Here is a 15,785-nt window from a genome sequence, read left to right as displayed (position 1 = left end):
CCTTCCGTTCATCGCACGCCGCCGGCGACCGTCTCGGCCAGCGCGGCGCGCAGGGCGAAGCCCTGAGATCCTCGGCCGGCCTGCGGCCACAGCGCCGGCAGTCGGCTGCCGTGGTCGACGCCGACCACCCGCCAGCCACTGCGCACCATGGCCAGCACCGCCGCGCCGTGCGTGTGCTCCGCCTCGGCGCGGGCCTTCTCCGGGAGGCTCAGCCAGGTGGAGCTGTCCAACAGGAAACCGGCGCACGTCGCGCCGTTGCCCCGCAGCCCGGCCAGCAACTCGGCCTCGGCGACGCTCACCATGCCGAACAGCCCGATGATCAGACCACCGTCGGCGCGCTGCCGAACCCGCTGCACCAGCCCGGTCACGTCGGCCCGCTGGTCCAGACGTACCTCGGCCAGGTGGTCGAGCAGCACACCGTCGCCGCCGCCCTCCGAGGCGTCCACGTCGACCCCCGAGCCGGTGACCAGGCGCAGCTTGTAGCCGGCCTGCCGCAGGTGCACGGCGATGCTGGCGGCGGCGGAGACCGCCCACTCGAAACTCGCCGTCGGGCCGTCGCCCCGGTGGCCGTACGCGCGGGTGTCCAGGACGACCGTGGCCCGACTCTCCCAGGGCTGCTCCTCCCGGCGCACCATCAGCTCGCCGGTGCGGGCGGTGGACTTCCAGTGCACCCGGCGCAGGTCGTCGCCCCGGCGGTACTCCCGGGTCGCCGCGTCGTCCTCGCCGTGCACCGCCACCGAACGCGCCCGGCTGTCGCCGCTGCCCGCGTACTCCCCGGGGAGCCGGACCGACGGCAGGGGCGTGACCTGCGGGATGACCGTCAGGTGGTCGGTGCTGGGAAACGCCCGGGTGAGCTCGCACAGACCGAACGGGTCGGTCATCCGAACCACCAGCGGGCCCACGTCGTAACGGCCCCGCACGTCGGCACGGACCGTGTACGCCACGGAGCTGGCCTGGTGCGCGCCGAGCCGCTCCAGCACGACCCGTGGCCGACTGCCCAGCGCGTAGGGCAGCCGGTCCTCCAGTAACAGGGTGCCGGTGGGCAGCCGGGAGAGGTTCTGCAGGCGCAGCACCACCCGCGAGTTGGCCCCGACCGGGACCCGGTGCGGGTCCAGCGAGCGGTTGCAGGCCAGCTTGTAGCGGCTGCGACCCACGTAGGCGGCGGCCAGCAGCGGCAGGATGGCCAGCAGTACGGCCACCCGGAGCAGGTCCTTCTCGCCCAGGATGACGGCCGAGATCGCCGCCGCGATCGCGGCCGCGAGGAACGAGCGCCCGCGGGTGGTCAACCCGCGCAGCCCGGCACGCACGTCACGGCCTCCGCGGCTCGTAGGGCGCGCGACCGTTGCCGGTGGCGGGCCGGGTGTCGTAGGGGCTGCGTTGCCGGTCGTGCGGCAACGGCAGTCGGTGCACCAGCTCGGAGACGATCGCGTCGGTGGTGCGTCGGGCGAGCTGCGCGTCGGCCGTCGGGATGATCCGGTGCGCGAGCACCGGCACCGCCAGGGCCTGCAGGTCGTCGGGGAGGACGTAGTCGCGGCCCTCCAGCGCGGCGACCGCCCGGGCCGTGCGCAGCAGTTGCAGGGTCGCCCGGGGGGACGCGCCGAGGCGCAGGTCGGGGGCCTCCCGGGTGGCGGTGACCAGGTCGATGGCGTACTGCTTGACGGCGTCCGCGACGTGCACCTGTCGGACGGTGGCGATGAGCTGCCGGACGATGTCCGCGTCGGAGACCGGCCGCAGCTCGTTCAGCGGGTCGGTGCCGCCGTGCCCGTCCAGCATGGCCAGTTCGGCGCCGGCGTCGGGGTAACCCATCGCGATCCGGGCGGTGAACCGGTCGCGCTGCGCCTCGGGCAGCGGGTACGTCCCCTCCATCTCGATCGGGTTCTGGGTGGCGATGACCATGAACGGGGTCTGTAGCTGGTAGGTCACGCCGTCGACGGTGACCTGCCGTTCCTCCATGCACTCCAGCAACGCCGACTGGGTCTTCGGCGACGCCCGGTTGATCTCGTCGCCGACGACCAGGTTGGCGAAGACGGCCCCCGGACGGAACTCGAAGTCGTGGGTCTCCTGGTTGTAGACGCTCACGCCGGTGACATCGCTGGGCAGCAGGTCGGGGGTGAACTGGATCCGGCGCACCGTGCAGTCGATGGACCGCGCCAGGGCCTTGGCCAGCTTGGTCTTGCCGACGCCGGGAACGTCTTCGATGAGGAGGTGACCCTCGGCGAGCAGAACGGCCAGGGCCAGCCGCACGGTGGCGGTCTTACCCTCGATGACCTGCTCGATGTTGGCCACGATGGCCTCGCTGGCGGCGCGGAACTCGTCGTGCGGCAACAGGCCGCCCACCTCGTCCCAGGTCTGTTGTGTCACGGGCCTCCTCCTCGTCGCCGTCACGGCAGCTCTGTAGAGAGCACCTGGACCCGCCGTTGGGTTCGCGACGTCGAGCCTCGTTTGCCGCAGGATTCTCACTGGCCTCTCAGGCTAACCATGTTTGTCGTTATCGCCGACCCCCGCAGGTAGTCCGCCGCTTACGCACGGATATTCGCCGAGTTGGGGGATCGACCGGACCGCGCCCGGCGGTTCCTCCGGTCCCGTCGGCGACGGGGTACACTGCCGGACATGGCCGGAGTCTTCCTGCTTCTTACCGGGCCGTGCTGATGCGCTGAACGCGCGACAGCACGGCGGCCCCTCCTGCGCGAGGGGCTTTTTTGTGCCCGCCGCCGGTCCGGCCCGGCGGTGCCGAGACGAAGCGAAGCGAAGCGAGGAGAAACGATGAGTGAGGCAGCCGCACCGGCGGGCGACATCCCCCCGTTCCGGTACACCGCGGCCCTGGCCGACGAGATCGAGACCCGTTGGCAGGACACCTGGGCGCGCGAGGGCACCTTCCACGCACCGAACCCGACCGGTCCGCTGGCCGATCCGGGCCACCCCCGGGCCGGGGCGGAGAAGCTGTACGTGCTGGACATGTTCCCGTACCCGTCCGGCGCCGGCCTGCACGTCGGCCACCCGCTGGGCTACATCGGCACCGACTGCTTCGCCCGCTACCAGCGGATGGCCGGGCGCAACGTGCTGCACGCGATGGGGTTCGACGCGTTCGGCCTGCCCGCCGAGCAGTACGCCGTGCAGACCGGCACCCACCCCCGGACCACCACTGTCGCGAACATCGAGCGGTACAAGTCGCAGCTGCGCCGCCTGGGGCTGGCGCACGACGAGCGCCGGTCGGTGGCGACCATCGACACCGACTTCTACCGCTGGACGCAGTGGATCTTCCTGCAGATCTTCAACTCCTGGTACGACCGCGACGCCGGCAGGGCCCGGCCGATCGCCGAGCTGATCGCCGAGTTCGAGGGCGGCAACCGCTCCACCCCGGACGGCCGGCCCTGGGCCGAGCTGAGCGTCGCCGAGCGCCGCCAGATCGTCGACGACCACCGGCTGGCGTACGTCTCGGAGGCGCCGGTGAACTGGTGTCCCGGGCTGGGCACCGTGCTGGCCAACGAGGAGGTCACCGCCGACGGGCGCTCCGAGCGCGGCAACTTCCCGGTCTTCAAGCGCAACCTGAAGCAGTGGATGATGCGGATCACCGCGTACGGCGACCGGCTGCTGGACGACCTGGACAGCCTGGACTGGCCCGAGGCGATCAAGCACATGCAGCGCAACTGGATCGGTCGCTCCACCGGCGCGCACATCGACTTCCCGACCACCCGGGAGCCGATCCGGGTGTTCACGACCCGCCCGGACACCGTCTTCGGGGCCACCTACATGGTGCTGGCGCCCGAGCACGAGCTGGTCGACACGCTGGCGCCGGCCAGTTGGCCCGACGGCACGAGGGACGCCTGGACCGGCGGGCACGCCAGCCCCTCCGAGGCCGTCGAGGCGTACCGCAAGGCGGCGGCGGCCAAGACCGACGTCGAGCGGCAGTCCGACAGCAAGGAGAAGACCGGCGTCTTCATCGGCGCGTACGCCACCAACCCGGTGACCGGCGGGCAGATCCCGATCTTCATCGCCGACTACGTGCTGGCCGGCTACGGCACCGGCGCGATCATGGCGGTGCCCGCGCAGGACGAGCGGGACTGGGCGTTCGCCGAGGTCTTCGAGCTGCCCATCGTGCGTACCGTGCAGCCGGCGGAGGGCTTCGACGGCAAGGCGTACACCGGGGACGGCCCGGCCATCAACAGCGCCGCGCCCGAGCGCGGCCTGGACCTGAACGGCCTGGGGGTCGCCGACGCCAAGGCGGCGATCATCTCCTGGCTGGAGGCGAACGGGCACGGCACCGGCGCGGTGACCTACCGGCTGCGCGACTGGCTGTTCTCCCGCCAGCGCTACTGGGGTGAGCCGTTCCCGATCGTCTACGACGAGACCGGCGCGGCCATCGCCCTGCCGGAGGAGATGCTGCCCGTCGAGCTGCCCGAGGTGGACGACTTCTCCCCGAAGACGTTCGACCCGAACGACGCCGACTCCAACCCGGAGACCCCGCTGTCGCGGCGGCGGGACTGGGTCGAGGTCGAGCTGGACCTGGGTGACGGGCCGAAGCGCTACACCCGGGAGACCAACGTGATGCCGCAGTGGGCCGGCTCCTGCTGGTACGAGCTGCGCTACCTGGACCCGACCAACAGCGAGCGGTTCGTCGACGCGGAGAACGAGCGGTACTGGATGGGCCCGCGCGCCGAGGGCGACTGCGGGGGCACCGACCTGTACGTCGGCGGCGCCGAGCACGCCGTGCTGCACCTGCTGTACGCGCGGTTCTGGCACAAGGTGCTGTTCGACCTGGGGCACGTCTCGTCGTTCGAGCCGTTCCGCAAGCTGTTCAACCAGGGCATGATCCAGGCGTACGCGTACACCGACTCGCGCGGCAGCTACGTGCAGGCCGAGGAGGTCGTCGAGCGCGACGGCGCCTACTACCTGGGCGACCTGACGGTCAACCGCGAGTACGGCAAGATGGGCAAGTCGCTGAAGAACGTGGTGACCCCCGACGACATGTGCGCCGCCTACGGCGCGGACACCTTCCGGGTGTACGAGATGTCGATGGGCCCGCTGGAGGTGTCCCGACCCTGGGAGACCCGGGCGGTGGTCGGCTCGTACCGGTTCCTGCAGCGGGTCTGGCGGGCCATCGTCGACGAGCAGACCGGCGCGCTGCGGATCACCGAGGCTCCGGCCGACGAAGCGACCCGTCGGCTGCTGCACAAGGTGATCGACGGGGTCCGCGGCGACATGGACGGCATCCGGTTCAACACCGCGATCGCCAAGCTGATCGAGCTGACCAACGGGCTGACCCGACTGTCGGCCACGCCGCGGGAGGTGGCCGAGCCGCTGGTGCTGATGGTGGCGCCGTTCGCCCCGCACCTGGCCGAGGAGCTGTGGCGCAAGCTGGGCCACGACACCTCGCTGACGTACGCGGAATTCCCGACCGCCGACCCGGCGCTGCTGGTGGCCGAGACGGTGACCTATCCGGTGCAGGTCAACGGCAAGGTCCGTGGCCGCATCGAGGTCCCCGCCGACGCCTCCGAGGAGACCGTCCGCGCCGCCGCCCTGGAAGCGGTGACCGCCTCCCTGACCGGCAAGGAACCCCGCAAGGTCATCGTGGTGAAGGGCCGGATGGTCTCCGTCGTCATGTGATGGTGGTCGGTCGTCATTACGTCCCGTACCGGCCGGCCGCTTGTCCACCGTGCCGGTACGGGATGCACTCAGCGGACGACGGCCGCCACCTCCGGCCGGCGACGGGGATGGCCGTGGCCCGCCGAGAGCTTGTCGCGCAACTGCGCGGCAGCTGGGTGCCGCATGTCGCTATGGATCTCGAAGGCACGCAGCCAGCAGTCGTGTGCGGCAGCCAGGTCGCCGAGGGCCTCGTGGTTGTCGCCCAGGTGGTGCAGCGTCTCCGCCTCGTTGTAGCGGTGTCCCAATTCTCGACTGAGCGCCAGTGACCGTCGAAAGCAGCGGGCTGCCCGGCGGTAGCGGCTGAGATGGTGATGGGCGTAGCCCAACGTGTCCCAACTGTTCGCCTCCCCGACCCCGTCACCGAGCCGGCGCTGCAGGACCAGCGCCCGCTGGCAGTAGCCGACCGCCTCCCGGTACGCGCCGAGCACGGCATGATCCCAGCCGATCGCATTGAGCGCCCGGGCTTCCCCCGCCTGGTGCCCGTCGGCCCGGAAGAGGGCCAGCGCCCGCTCGTCGTGGTGCAGCGCGGTCATCTGGTCACCCTCCTTCTCGTTGATCCAGCTGAGGGTCAGCAACGTCTGCGCCTGCCCGGTCCGGTCGCCGAGTTCCCGCAGCAGCGCCAGAGCCGACTCCAGGTGCTGACGGGCCAACCGGAGGCGGCCGGTCTCGGAGAAGGCCGCGACGACGTCGCGATGTGCCTGCGCCGCTGCGGCCCTGTCGCCGCAGCGTTCAGCCGCGGCCAGCGCGCGGTGCTGTACGGCGATCAGGTCCTCCCAGCAGCCACGACGGGACAGGAAGGTGGTCACCGCCCACGCCAACTGCCACACGTGCCGGTCGAAGCCGTGCCGAGCAGCCAGCTCGACCACCCGGATGAGCACGCCGTGCTCCTCGGCGAGCCAGGCCAAGGCCGAGGCGCCGTCCGCAGGCTCCTCCGGAGTCACGCCCGTCGTCAACGACGGCGGCGTGATCGGCTGCCGTAGCGGGGACAGTCGCGCGTCGGCCGTGCGGGCGCTGAGCAGATAGTGGTCGACGATCCGGCGCCGCGCCGCGTGGCCTACCTCCGGGGGCTCCGACGCGACCAGCTCCGCCGCGTACGCCCGGAGCAGATCGTGGCAGGTGTACCTGCCCGGTGCCCGCTCCATGACGAGTTGCGCACGGGCCAGTTCGGCGAGGACGGGGCGGACCTGCCGCTCGGGCAGTGCGGCGAGGCTTGCGGCGGCCCGCACCGAGATGTCCTGCCCGGGGTGCAGCCCGAGTAGGCGGAACAACCGCGCTGCCGCACCGCCGAGAGCCCGGTACGACCAGGAGAAGACCGACCGGAGGTCGGTGGCCGGATCGCCGGCCGCGAAGCCGTCGAGGCTGCCGCGGGACTCGGTCAGTTCCCGGGCCAGCACGGCGAGCGGGAACCGGGGATGAGTCGCCGCGCGGGCCGCCACGATCGCCAGGGCCAGCGGCAGCCGGTCACACCGTTCGATGATCCCTGCCACGGGCCCCGGCTCCGTCGCCACCCGGTCGCCACCCAGTCGGCTCGTCAGCAGATCGCGGGCTTCGGCGGCAGTGAGCAGGTCGAGGGTGACCGGTTGGGCGCCCTCGACGGTCACCAGGCCGGGTAGTTGCTGTCGACTGGTCACCACCACCGCGCACCCGGCGGCACCGGGCAGGAGTGGGCGCACCTGACCGGCGTCGCGGGCGTTGTCGAGCACGATCAGCATGCGGCGCTCCGACAGCAGCCTCCGGTAGTGGCCGGCCCGACTCTCCTCGCGCGCCGGCGTCTGCTCCGGTGGCACCCGCAAGGCGTCCAGGAAGAGTCGCACCGCCTCGTCCCCGGCGATCGCCGTACCGCCCGGATCGAAGCCGCGCAGGTTGACGTATAGGCATCCGTCCGGGAAATCCTCGGCGAGCAGGTGCGCCAAGCGGACGGCGAAGCTGGTCTTGCCCACGCCGGCCGCACCGGTCACGAGCAGGATCTGCTGCCGTTTCAGCGCCAGGCAGTGCCGCCGAGCCGCATCGAGCTCGGCGGCCCGGCCGACGAAGTGCGGCGGGTCCGGTGGCAGCAGGCTCGCCGGCGCCACCGGCGCGAGTCCGCCGACCACCGCCGCGGGTGCCGGGATCGGCAGCTCGTCGCGCCGCAGGATAGCGGCGTACAGACGGTGGAGTTGCGGTGCGTCCATGCCTCGTTCCCGCAGCAGGGCGATGCCCCGTCGGCAGACCTCGGCGGCCTCGTCCACCCGCTGCTCGGCGTAGAGGGCGAGCGTGAGCAGGTGGCGGACGCCCTCGTCGTACGGGTCGTCCAGAACCGCGCCGGTGAGCACGCCGACGGCTGCGGCGGGTCGCCCGAGCGCGATCAGCGCCTCGGCGTGACCGCGTCGGGCGGTGCGGCGCAACGCGTCGAGGCGGGCCACCTCGGGCAGGGCGAACGGCCGGTCGGCGACGTCAGCGAAGGCCGGCCCCCGCCAGTGGGCCAGTGCGGCGCCGAAGAGCTCGGCGGCGCGTGGGATCACCGCCGGGTCGCTGGCGTCGAGCAGCCGCCGCCCCTGCGTGGCCTGCTGTTCGAAAAGGCAGGCGTCCACACAGTCGGGGGGCAGATCCAGCCGGTACGCCAGGCCGGGGCCGGTGCCGACGGTGGCGACGATCGAGGCCTCCGCGGGCGCGGACCGGCCGGGCCCCAGGGCACGCCGCAGGTGCGAGACATGGCTGCGGAGCGTCGGCGCCGCGCCGTCGCCGGCGGTGGTACCCCAGAGGAGATCCACCAGGCGGCGGGCCAACACCGGGCGGCCGAGTTCGATGACGAGCACGGAGAGCAGCTCCACCTGCCGCGGGCCGAGCCGGATCACGGCGCCAGCCCGTTCGGCCTCCAGCGGACCGAGCACGGTGAGCCGCAGTTGCTCCATCCGAGACCCCCCGTGCTCGTCGCGGCCACCCCGACGCATTGTATCGATCCTGGCGGATTGAGCGCTGCACCCGACTTCCACTCCGCTTCCACCACGCGCCGGGAGAGTGTGCGCAACGGGGGGCGGCAAAGCGCCTCGACCGGGCGTCGACGAAGCGGCGTCCGGGCACGATGAGGAGGGCACATGAAGCAAGCCTGGCAGCGTGGCCTGCGAACCGTCGTAGCCACCGGCCTTGTCGGGACCGCCGCAGTGGTCCTGTCACCAACGGCCGCGTCCGCGGCCGCATGCCGCAGCGGCACGGCCAGCATCTCCGGAGCCGATCTGACGTACCAGATCTGCCCCGAGGCCTTTACCACCGGCCTCAGCTACTTTCTCGAAGACACGGCCAAGGACGGTCGCCGCGCCGAGGTGTGGATCAGGACACCGAGCACGTCGACTGCCGGCGTGAAGCTCGACGAGGCGACCGGAGGCGTCGGCGACTGGGCCGAGGACGAGTGGTACGGCCCCTTCAGCTCGGGCGTCTACCTCAAGGTCTGCACCAGTGACGGCAACACCAACCGCCGCTGCGGCGGCTGGCTCTGATCGCCGGACAGGAGACAACCGTGAAAGCACTCCGCATGGCCGTGGTGGCCGTGGTCGCCGCCACCTCCAGCATCTTCGTCGTGCCAGGAATTGCGCACGCCGCCGACACCCAACTGGGCATCGACGTCGGTAACATCGCCTGGGAACAGTTCACTTCGGAGAACACCGATGTGCAGTACCGCCTGAAGGAGCGCAGCGGCCAGGACTGCAACTTCTACACCGGCTTCTGGGCCGACCCGAACAACGATCGCTACGACAGCTCGGGGACCGGCACCTGCGGTCCGGTGAGCCCCGGGTACATGTACCGGAACGGGTCAAAGACCTGGGACGACGTGAGGTGGCGGGCCCGGGCGTGGTGCGCCGACTTCGCGAAGTTCGCGTTCTACTGGGGTGGTGCGAAGTACACCGGGCTCAACGCCGCCGCGTCGAGCTTCCGGACCTACGGCATCAACAACGGCACCTGGCACGGCCGGGGCAGCGGCTACGTCCCGCGCAAGGGTGACGCCGCGTCCTACGACTGGGGTGGCGACGGAGTCATCGACCACGTGGCCATCGTGACTTCGTACTACGACACCAGCACGGACGGCAATCACTACGTGGTCGGCGGCAACCAGTCGAACACGGTCTCCCACGTGTTGCACTCCAACTGGGAGTCAGCCGTCGTCGGCTACACGTCGCCGGTGCCGAAGTAGGATCCCGGTTCGCAACCGGCCCTGCGTCTCTCGCCGGGTCGGTTGCGTTCCGATGTGGCTGAGCACCTGCCGGCCGAGGGCGTCGACCCCCAGGTACCGAGGCGGGAGGTCCGCGCCGACCACGGCCAGGTGGTCCAGGAGCCGCCGACGAAGTCCAGGTTGGCAGGTGGCGTCCGACGCACCGTGTCGCCGATCCGGACCACGTCGCTGACGAAGCCCTCAGCCAGTCGCTGCTCGCCCGTCGGATCCGTCGGGTTGGGCACGGTCAGACCGACATCGACCGGCGGCGTCGTTCGCCGCGCCACCACTGGTGGACGAGCACGACGCTGGCGATCAGACCGAGGCTGGCCGGGGCGGCGGCGTACCAGTTGACGTGGCCGGGCGAGCTGACGGCCGCGCCGATCGCGGCGTAGCCGAACGCGGTCGGCGCGGCGGCGATCACGCTGCCGGCCAGGAACGGCAGCATCCGGGCGCCGGTCGTGCCGTAGCCGTAGCTGACCAGGCCGAAGCCGGCGATCGGCAGCAGCCGGACGGTGACCACGCCGACCACGCTCTGCCGGGCGAACCACCCGTCGAGGCGGGCCAGTCGGCCCCGGACCCGATCGGCGACGAACTCCCGGCCGAGCAGCCGGCCGACCGTGAACCCGATCGCCGCCGCCACCAGCGCGGCGCCCAGGGCGTACGCCGCGCCCTCCAGGGGGCCGAAGATCGCGCCCGCGGCGAGCGTGATGAAGGTACGGGGAACCAGGGCGACCAGCAGCAGCGCCCCGCCGAGGATCGCCGCCACCGGCGCGAGGCCGCCCAACCGGTCGGCCAGTTCCGGCAGGTGCGCCGGATCCGGCCGGGGCACCAGGAGCAGCAGCAGCCCGCAGCCGCCGATCAGCAGCACGAGCAGGGCGAACCGGGCGGCCGACGGCTGCCGGAGCAGCCGCCGGACGGCTCGGATCATGCCCGGGCGGGGGCCACTGCGGCGCGGCGCTCGTTGCGCAGCCGGTCGGACCAGGTGTCGTCCAGCGGCGGCAGCTGGTGTGCCCCGGTGGCCCAGCGCAGCAGCAGGTCGGCCAGGGCCGGGTTGCGGGCCAGGGCCGGGCCGTGCGAGTAGGTGCCCAGCAGCTTGCCACGCCACGCGCCCTCGGTGGCGCCGTCGTTGCCGACCCCGGTGGTGACCCGGGCCAGCGGGGCGACCTCCGGACCGAGATGGGTGCGACCGCCGTGGTTCTCGAAACCGGTCAGCGGGGGCAGGCCCAGTCGGGGGTCGATCTCACCGGCCAGCTCGCCGACGGCCCGGCTCTCGCCCCGGTCGGACTGCAGGTCCAGCAGCTCCAGCCCGCGACACTGCACACCCTTGGCGAAGAAGGAGGTGCCGAGCAGCTGGTAACCGGCACACACGCCGAACACCACAGACCCCTGGGCGACCGCCCGGTGCAGACCGCCGTCGGCGATCAGCCGCTGGGCGCCCAACGCCTGCGGGCCGTCCTCGCCACCGCCGACCAGGTAGATGTCGGCGGTCGCGGGCAGCCGCTGGTCGGAGCGGACCTCCAGCACCTCGACCGGCATGCCGCGTTGGCGGGCCCGTCGGGCGAGGATCAGGGCGTTGCCCCGGTCGCCGTAGGTGGACAGCAGGTCGGGGTAGATCCAGACGATGCGCAGGCTCTCAGATGACACGGTCCAACTCCGCTCGGATGTCCTGGAACGCGGTGTAGTTCGCGATGACCTCCAGTCGCCCGGGCGGGACCGACCGGATCGCGTCGTCGAAGGTGCGCACGTGCTGGAACGGTACGTCGTTGACGTCCAGTCGGACCGCCAGGTCGTAGGCCCGGTCGCCGGTGATCAACACCTGCCGGCCGCGCAGCGGGGCGAAGTCGACGTCGTAGAGCCAGGAGGTGTCCAGACCGTCGGGGTCGCGCGCGTTGATGGAGAGCAGGGTCGGCGCGTCGTCGGCCATGTCGAAGGCCTCCAGCCAGCTGGCCGGGTTCTTGGCCAGCAGCAGCCGGATGTTGCGCCCGTCCTTGTCGACCTGCGCGTAACGGCCGGCCACCGAGGTGACGATGCCGAGGCGGGACACCGCGTCGACCGGGCGTACGCCGAATTCGGCCGCCACGGCCAGCGCGGTCGCCGCGTTGCCGAGGTTGACCTTGCCGGGCAGCTGGAGGGAGACCTTGTGCCAGGCGCCGGTGGGGTCGAGCACGCCCTCGTCCTCGACGACCCAGTTCGGCTCCGGTCGGCGCAGCGGGCAGCCGGTGCACCACCACTGGTCGCCCGAGCGCTGGATCGTGGAGCCGCACTCCGGGCAGACCCAGGAGTCGTCGTGCCAGCGCTGACCGGCACTGAACCAGGTCACGTGCGGCGGGTTGATGCCCCGGGCGGGGTCGCCCGGCGGGGTGGCGGCCCAGACCACCAGCGGGTCGTCGGCGTTGGCCACCACCCGTACGTCGGTGTGCCGGACCAGCGCCGCGCGCCAGAGCTGCGCCATCATGGCGACCTCCTTGGCCCGGTCCAGCTGATCGCGGGAGAGGTTCAGCAGCGCGACCACGTGCGGCTCGGTCGACTCCAGCACCTGGGCGAGGTAGTGCTCGTCGACCTCCAGCACCGCGTACGGGGTGCTGCCGGCCTTGGCCAGCGCCGAGGTGTGCCCGCTGGGCATGTTGGCGCCGAAGGAGTTGGTGGCGACCCGGCCGAGCACGCCGACCGCGGCGGCGGTCAACCGGGTGGTGGTCGTCTTGCCGTTGGTGCCGGAGACGAGCGCGATGGCGCGTCCGGCCGACAGGTGCGCCAGCAGCTCCGGGTCGATCTTCAGCCCGATCCATCCGCCGATCACCGATCCGTCGCCACGGCCGGCGGCCCGGGAGAGCGCCGCGGCGGTCCGTGACACGGAGCTGGCCACCTTGGCCCGTAGGGGCATTTTCGCGTCCGTCACGCGAGCGAGGTTACCGGACCGCCCGCTTCACCAGATCGCCGCCGACGGTGAACCGTTCGGCCGTGGCATCCGCGCGGGTGGGCGGTTCGCGCTCCACCGGACGGAGTCGATCTATGTCGGAAAGCGGACCACGCCGGGGGAGGGCTCCGGCCCTCCACTCCGCTCCACCCCGTGTGACGTGCGGTTTTGCGCGTGAATCGGCCGCGCCACGCGGGCGAATCTGGTTGCAGGTGGAGGGAAGTGGAGTAAGGTGGGGCCCAATGGTGAGGCCGGGAGGGCTCACCGGCCCGGGGGGTCAGCGGCGCCGCGAACGCCGCTCAAGGGCGAGGGGGTAGGGCCGGATGTTCCTCGGCACCCATACTCCGCGCCTGGACGACAAAGGCCGGTTGATCCTTCCGGCCAGGTTCCGGGATGAGCTGGCGGGGGGTGTCGTGGTCACCAAAGGGCAGGATCGTTGCCTCTATGTCTTTCCGACACCCGAGTTCCAGCGGATCGCGGAGCAGTTGCGCGCGCAGCCGATGACGCACAAGGCGGCCCGGGCCTACAGCCGGGTCTTCTTCGCCAGCGCGCACGACGAGGTGCCGGACAAGCAGGGCCGCGTGACGATTCCGGCACACCTTCGGGAGTACGCCGCGCTCGACCGTGACCTGGTGGTCATCGGCGCGAGCACACGGGTGGAGATCTGGGACAAGGTCGCCTGGGAGACCTACCTCGCCGAGAGCGAAGACGACTTCGCCGACATCGAGGAGGGGGTGCTGCCCGGCGGTCTGTAGGGCGGAACGGCGCCCGACGTACTGCGAGATCTCCAGCCGCTTTCGAGTTCCTGGCACCCCTTCCCCGGTGCCAGGCGCACGATCCAGTCATCGGGCGAGCGTCCGGTGTCCGGCGGGAGCGGATGGGGATCTGGCGGTACGACGGCAGCGCCGTCGCCACGGCAGGCGCGCGAGAAGAACGGACGTTTCAACCAGTGGGGGTCGACATGGGGGAGTTGCGCGGCACGCACGTGCCGGTGCTGCTCGAGCGGTGTCTCGAGCTGCTGGCCCCCGCGCTGGGTCGAGGCGGCCGGACGGTGCACGTCGACGCGACGCTCGGCCTGGCCGGGCACGCGGAGGCGGTGTTGGAGGCACACCCGGAGACGGTCCTGATCGGGCTCGACCGGGACACCGAGGCGCTCGCTCACGCGCGGGTCCGGCTGGCGCGGTTCGCCGACCGGGTGCACCTGGAGCACGCCGTCTACGACGAGCTGCCCGAGGTGCTGGAGCGGCTGGGCTATCCGGGCATCGACGGGATCCTGTTCGACCTGGGTGTCTCGTCGCTGCAACTGGACGCGCCCGACCGCGGGTTCGCGTACGCGCAGGACGCGCCGCTGGACATGCGGATGGACCAGACGCGGGGGGTGACCGCCGAAGAGGTGGTCAACACGTACGCCCATCCGGATCTGGCCCGGGTGCTGCGGGTGTACGGCGAGGAGAAGTTCGCCGGCCGGATCGCCTCGGCGATCATCCGCGAGCGCGAACGCGCCCGGATCACCTCGTCCGCGCGGCTGGCGGAGCTGGTCCGGGACTCCATTCCGGCACCAGCGCGACGAACGGGCGGACACCCGGCAAAGAGAACGTTTCAGGCTTTACGGATCGAGGTAAACAGAGAGCTGGCAGCGCTGGAGACGGCGCTGCCGTCCGCGCTCGACGCTCTGACCGTGGGCGGTCGCATGGTGGTCCTGTCCTACCACTCGCTGGAGGACCGGCTCACCAAGGCGGCGCTCGCGGACCGGGTCCGCAGTAAGGGCCCGATCGACCTCCCGGTTGAGCTGCCCGGGTCCGGTCCGACGTTCCGGCTGCTCAGCCGGGGCGCCGAACTGCCCGGGGAGGAGGAGGTCGCCGCGAACCCGCGCGCCGCTTCGGTGCGGTTGCGGGCAGCGGTTCGACTCGACCCGAACGCGACAGAACAGGCGCGGACCGACCGCGAACGGTCCCGCCGCAGGGTGAAGGGGATGCACCAACCGGGCACTGGGTCAGCCTGATCCGTGGGGGATCAGGGGCACCGGGACGGCAGAGGGACGGATGTAGAGGGGGAGGGGACATGAACATTGACAAGCGCGACCGCCGGGACGTCACCGGCGGCGGGCAGCGCGCACCGCGGTCGGGGGGCCGGACCGCGGCGGAGCGAGCCCCGCGCGTGGGGAACGGTACGCCACGCATCGATCGAGTCAACCGGCAGGGGGAGGCTCGCGCCCGGGGGGCGCGCGAGTTCCCGACCCAGGGCAGCGCCGCGCTGCGTCCGGCCGAGAAGGCCGGCGTCGCGGCGACCGCTCGCTCGCCTCGGCTGCGGGTGGCGCCGCCGCCGCCGGTGTCGGTGCCGCGTGCGCCGTTCGCGGCGCTGATCGTGGTGCTGGTGGTCGGCGGGGTGCTCGGCATCCTGGCGGTCAACACCAAGATCAATGAGAACGCGTTCCGGCTGGAGAAGCTGCAGCAGCAGCAGGCCCGACTGGACCTGGAGAAGCAGCAGCTGGACAAGCAGATCACCGAGTACGAGGCGCCGGGCAACCTGACCGCCGAGGCGCGTCGTCTGGGTCTGGTGGACGCCGGTGAGCCGGCGTACATCCGGATGCCGGACGGCAAGACCATCGGCGTGCCGAAGCCGGCGACCGGCCAGCCGTCGGTCACCAGCCAGGGCGCGGGAGGCTGACCAGTGCCACCGAGGTCGGACGAGCCGCGCCGGAACCCCCCGGGGTCCCGGCGCGGTTCTTCGCGTGCGGCCGGGCCCGCCGACGAGGAGTCGCGGGCCGGCGAGCCGGGCATCGGGGGCATCTCCGGCGCCCGCGCGTACACCCCGAGAGGCCGGACCGTCCGCGAGGGCACACCGGCGCGCGGCGGGGCCGCCGAGCAGCGGCGTACCCCGCGTAGCACCCGGTCCGGCGACCCGTTCCGGCCGGCGTTGCAGGTGCTCGACGGCGGCCGGGCCGCCGCCCGTTCGGGCCGGCGGGACGCTCCGGCGGCCGGCCGGGGCGGCGTCGTGCGGACCGTCGCGCCGCGCACCCCGCGTGGGCCGGCCGGCGACGAG

Annotated in this window: 12 protein-coding genes and 1 pseudogene; 7 read left to right on the top strand and 6 right to left on the bottom strand. The window is 72.1% G+C overall.

Annotation, left to right across the window (positions count from 1 at the left end):
• Positions 1-8: 8 nt before the first annotated feature.
• On the bottom strand, positions 9-1,307 hold the full coding sequence (locus tag ABZU53_RS18870; RefSeq protein ID WP_354856121.1) for a DUF58 domain-containing protein: 1,299 nt from the start codon (positions 1,305-1,307) through the stop codon (positions 9-11).
• Position 1,308: 1 nt separating this feature from the next.
• Positions 1,309-2,361, bottom strand: a complete 1,053-nt coding sequence (locus ABZU53_RS18865; protein WP_234590654.1) for a MoxR family ATPase — start codon at positions 2,359-2,361, stop codon at positions 1,309-1,311.
• Between the two features lie 402 nt (positions 2,362-2,763).
• Between ABZU53_RS18865 and leuS the strand changes: the two genes are divergently transcribed.
• Positions 2,764-5,604 (top strand): leucine--tRNA ligase, encoded by a 2,841-nt coding sequence (leuS, locus tag ABZU53_RS18860; RefSeq protein WP_355066876.1) that lies wholly within the window; start codon positions 2,764-2,766, stop codon positions 5,602-5,604.
• A 68-nt stretch (positions 5,605-5,672) separates the two neighbouring features.
• Here leuS and ABZU53_RS18855 read toward each other — a convergent pair whose 3' ends face one another.
• Positions 5,673-8,534, bottom strand: coding sequence for a BTAD domain-containing putative transcriptional regulator (locus ABZU53_RS18855; RefSeq protein WP_354856123.1), 2,862 nt, complete (start codon positions 8,532-8,534; stop codon positions 5,673-5,675).
• Between the two features lie 183 nt (positions 8,535-8,717).
• Here ABZU53_RS18855 and ABZU53_RS18850 point away from each other — a divergent pair, with 183 nt between their 5' ends.
• Both ABZU53_RS18850 and ABZU53_RS18845 read left to right on the top strand, forming a co-directional pair.
• Positions 8,718-9,116: a hypothetical protein gene (locus ABZU53_RS18850; protein ID WP_354856124.1), complete on the top strand. Its 399-nt coding sequence runs from the start codon at positions 8,718-8,720 to the stop codon at positions 9,114-9,116.
• A gap of 20 nt (positions 9,117-9,136) precedes the next feature.
• Complete coding sequence (locus tag ABZU53_RS18845) at positions 9,137-9,808, top strand: CHAP domain-containing protein (RefSeq protein ID WP_354856125.1); 672 nt, start codon at positions 9,137-9,139, stop codon at positions 9,806-9,808.
• A 265-nt stretch (positions 9,809-10,073) separates the two neighbouring features.
• On the opposite strand, the gene ABZU53_RS18840 is transcribed toward ABZU53_RS18845, so the two are convergent.
• Genes ABZU53_RS18840 through ABZU53_RS18830 form a run of 3 tightly spaced genes read right to left on the bottom strand, consistent with a single transcriptional unit; the run spans position 10,074 to position 12,710 of the window.
• Positions 10,074-10,757, bottom strand: coding sequence for a VTT domain-containing protein (locus ABZU53_RS18840; protein WP_355066875.1), 684 nt, complete (start codon positions 10,755-10,757; stop codon positions 10,074-10,076).
• On the bottom strand, positions 10,754-11,473 hold the full coding sequence (locus ABZU53_RS18835; RefSeq protein WP_354856127.1) for a glutamine amidotransferase: 720 nt from the start codon (positions 11,471-11,473) through the stop codon (positions 10,754-10,756). The genes ABZU53_RS18840 and ABZU53_RS18835 overlap by 4 nt, the downstream gene beginning before the upstream one ends.
• Entirely contained in the window at positions 11,463-12,710 is a 1,248-nt protein-coding gene (locus ABZU53_RS18830) for a MurT ligase domain-containing protein (protein ID WP_354856178.1), read from the bottom strand. Before ABZU53_RS18830 ends, ABZU53_RS18835 begins: the two co-directional genes overlap by 11 nt.
• 356 nt (positions 12,711-13,066) lie before the next feature.
• Between ABZU53_RS18830 and mraZ the strand changes: the two genes are divergently transcribed.
• The 4 genes and pseudogenes from mraZ to ABZU53_RS18810 all read left to right on the top strand — a co-directional run.
• Positions 13,067-13,498: a division/cell wall cluster transcriptional repressor MraZ gene (gene mraZ / locus ABZU53_RS18825; protein WP_355066874.1), complete on the top strand. Its 432-nt coding sequence runs from the start codon at positions 13,067-13,069 to the stop codon at positions 13,496-13,498.
• 206 nt (positions 13,499-13,704) lie between these two features.
• On the top strand, positions 13,705-14,745 hold the full coding sequence (rsmH, locus tag ABZU53_RS18820; RefSeq protein ID WP_355066914.1) for a 16S rRNA (cytosine(1402)-N(4))-methyltransferase RsmH: 1,041 nt from the start codon (positions 13,705-13,707) through the stop codon (positions 14,743-14,745).
• Positions 14,746-14,804: 59 nt separating this feature from the next.
• Entirely contained in the window at positions 14,805-15,410 is a 606-nt protein-coding gene (locus ABZU53_RS18815) for a hypothetical protein (RefSeq protein WP_354856129.1), read from the top strand.
• A gap of 3 nt (positions 15,411-15,413) precedes the next feature.
• Positions 15,414-15,785 (top strand): annotated as a pseudogene (locus ABZU53_RS18810) (penicillin-binding protein 2); the annotation flags it as partial.

It is taken from the genome of Micromonospora sp. NPDC005194, from assembly GCF_040608335.1.
Taxonomy (GTDB): domain Bacteria; phylum Actinomycetota; class Actinomycetes; order Mycobacteriales; family Micromonosporaceae; genus Micromonospora.
Note: the sequence above shows the minus strand (reverse complement) of the source record. Positions and strands in the feature narration are given on the sequence as shown.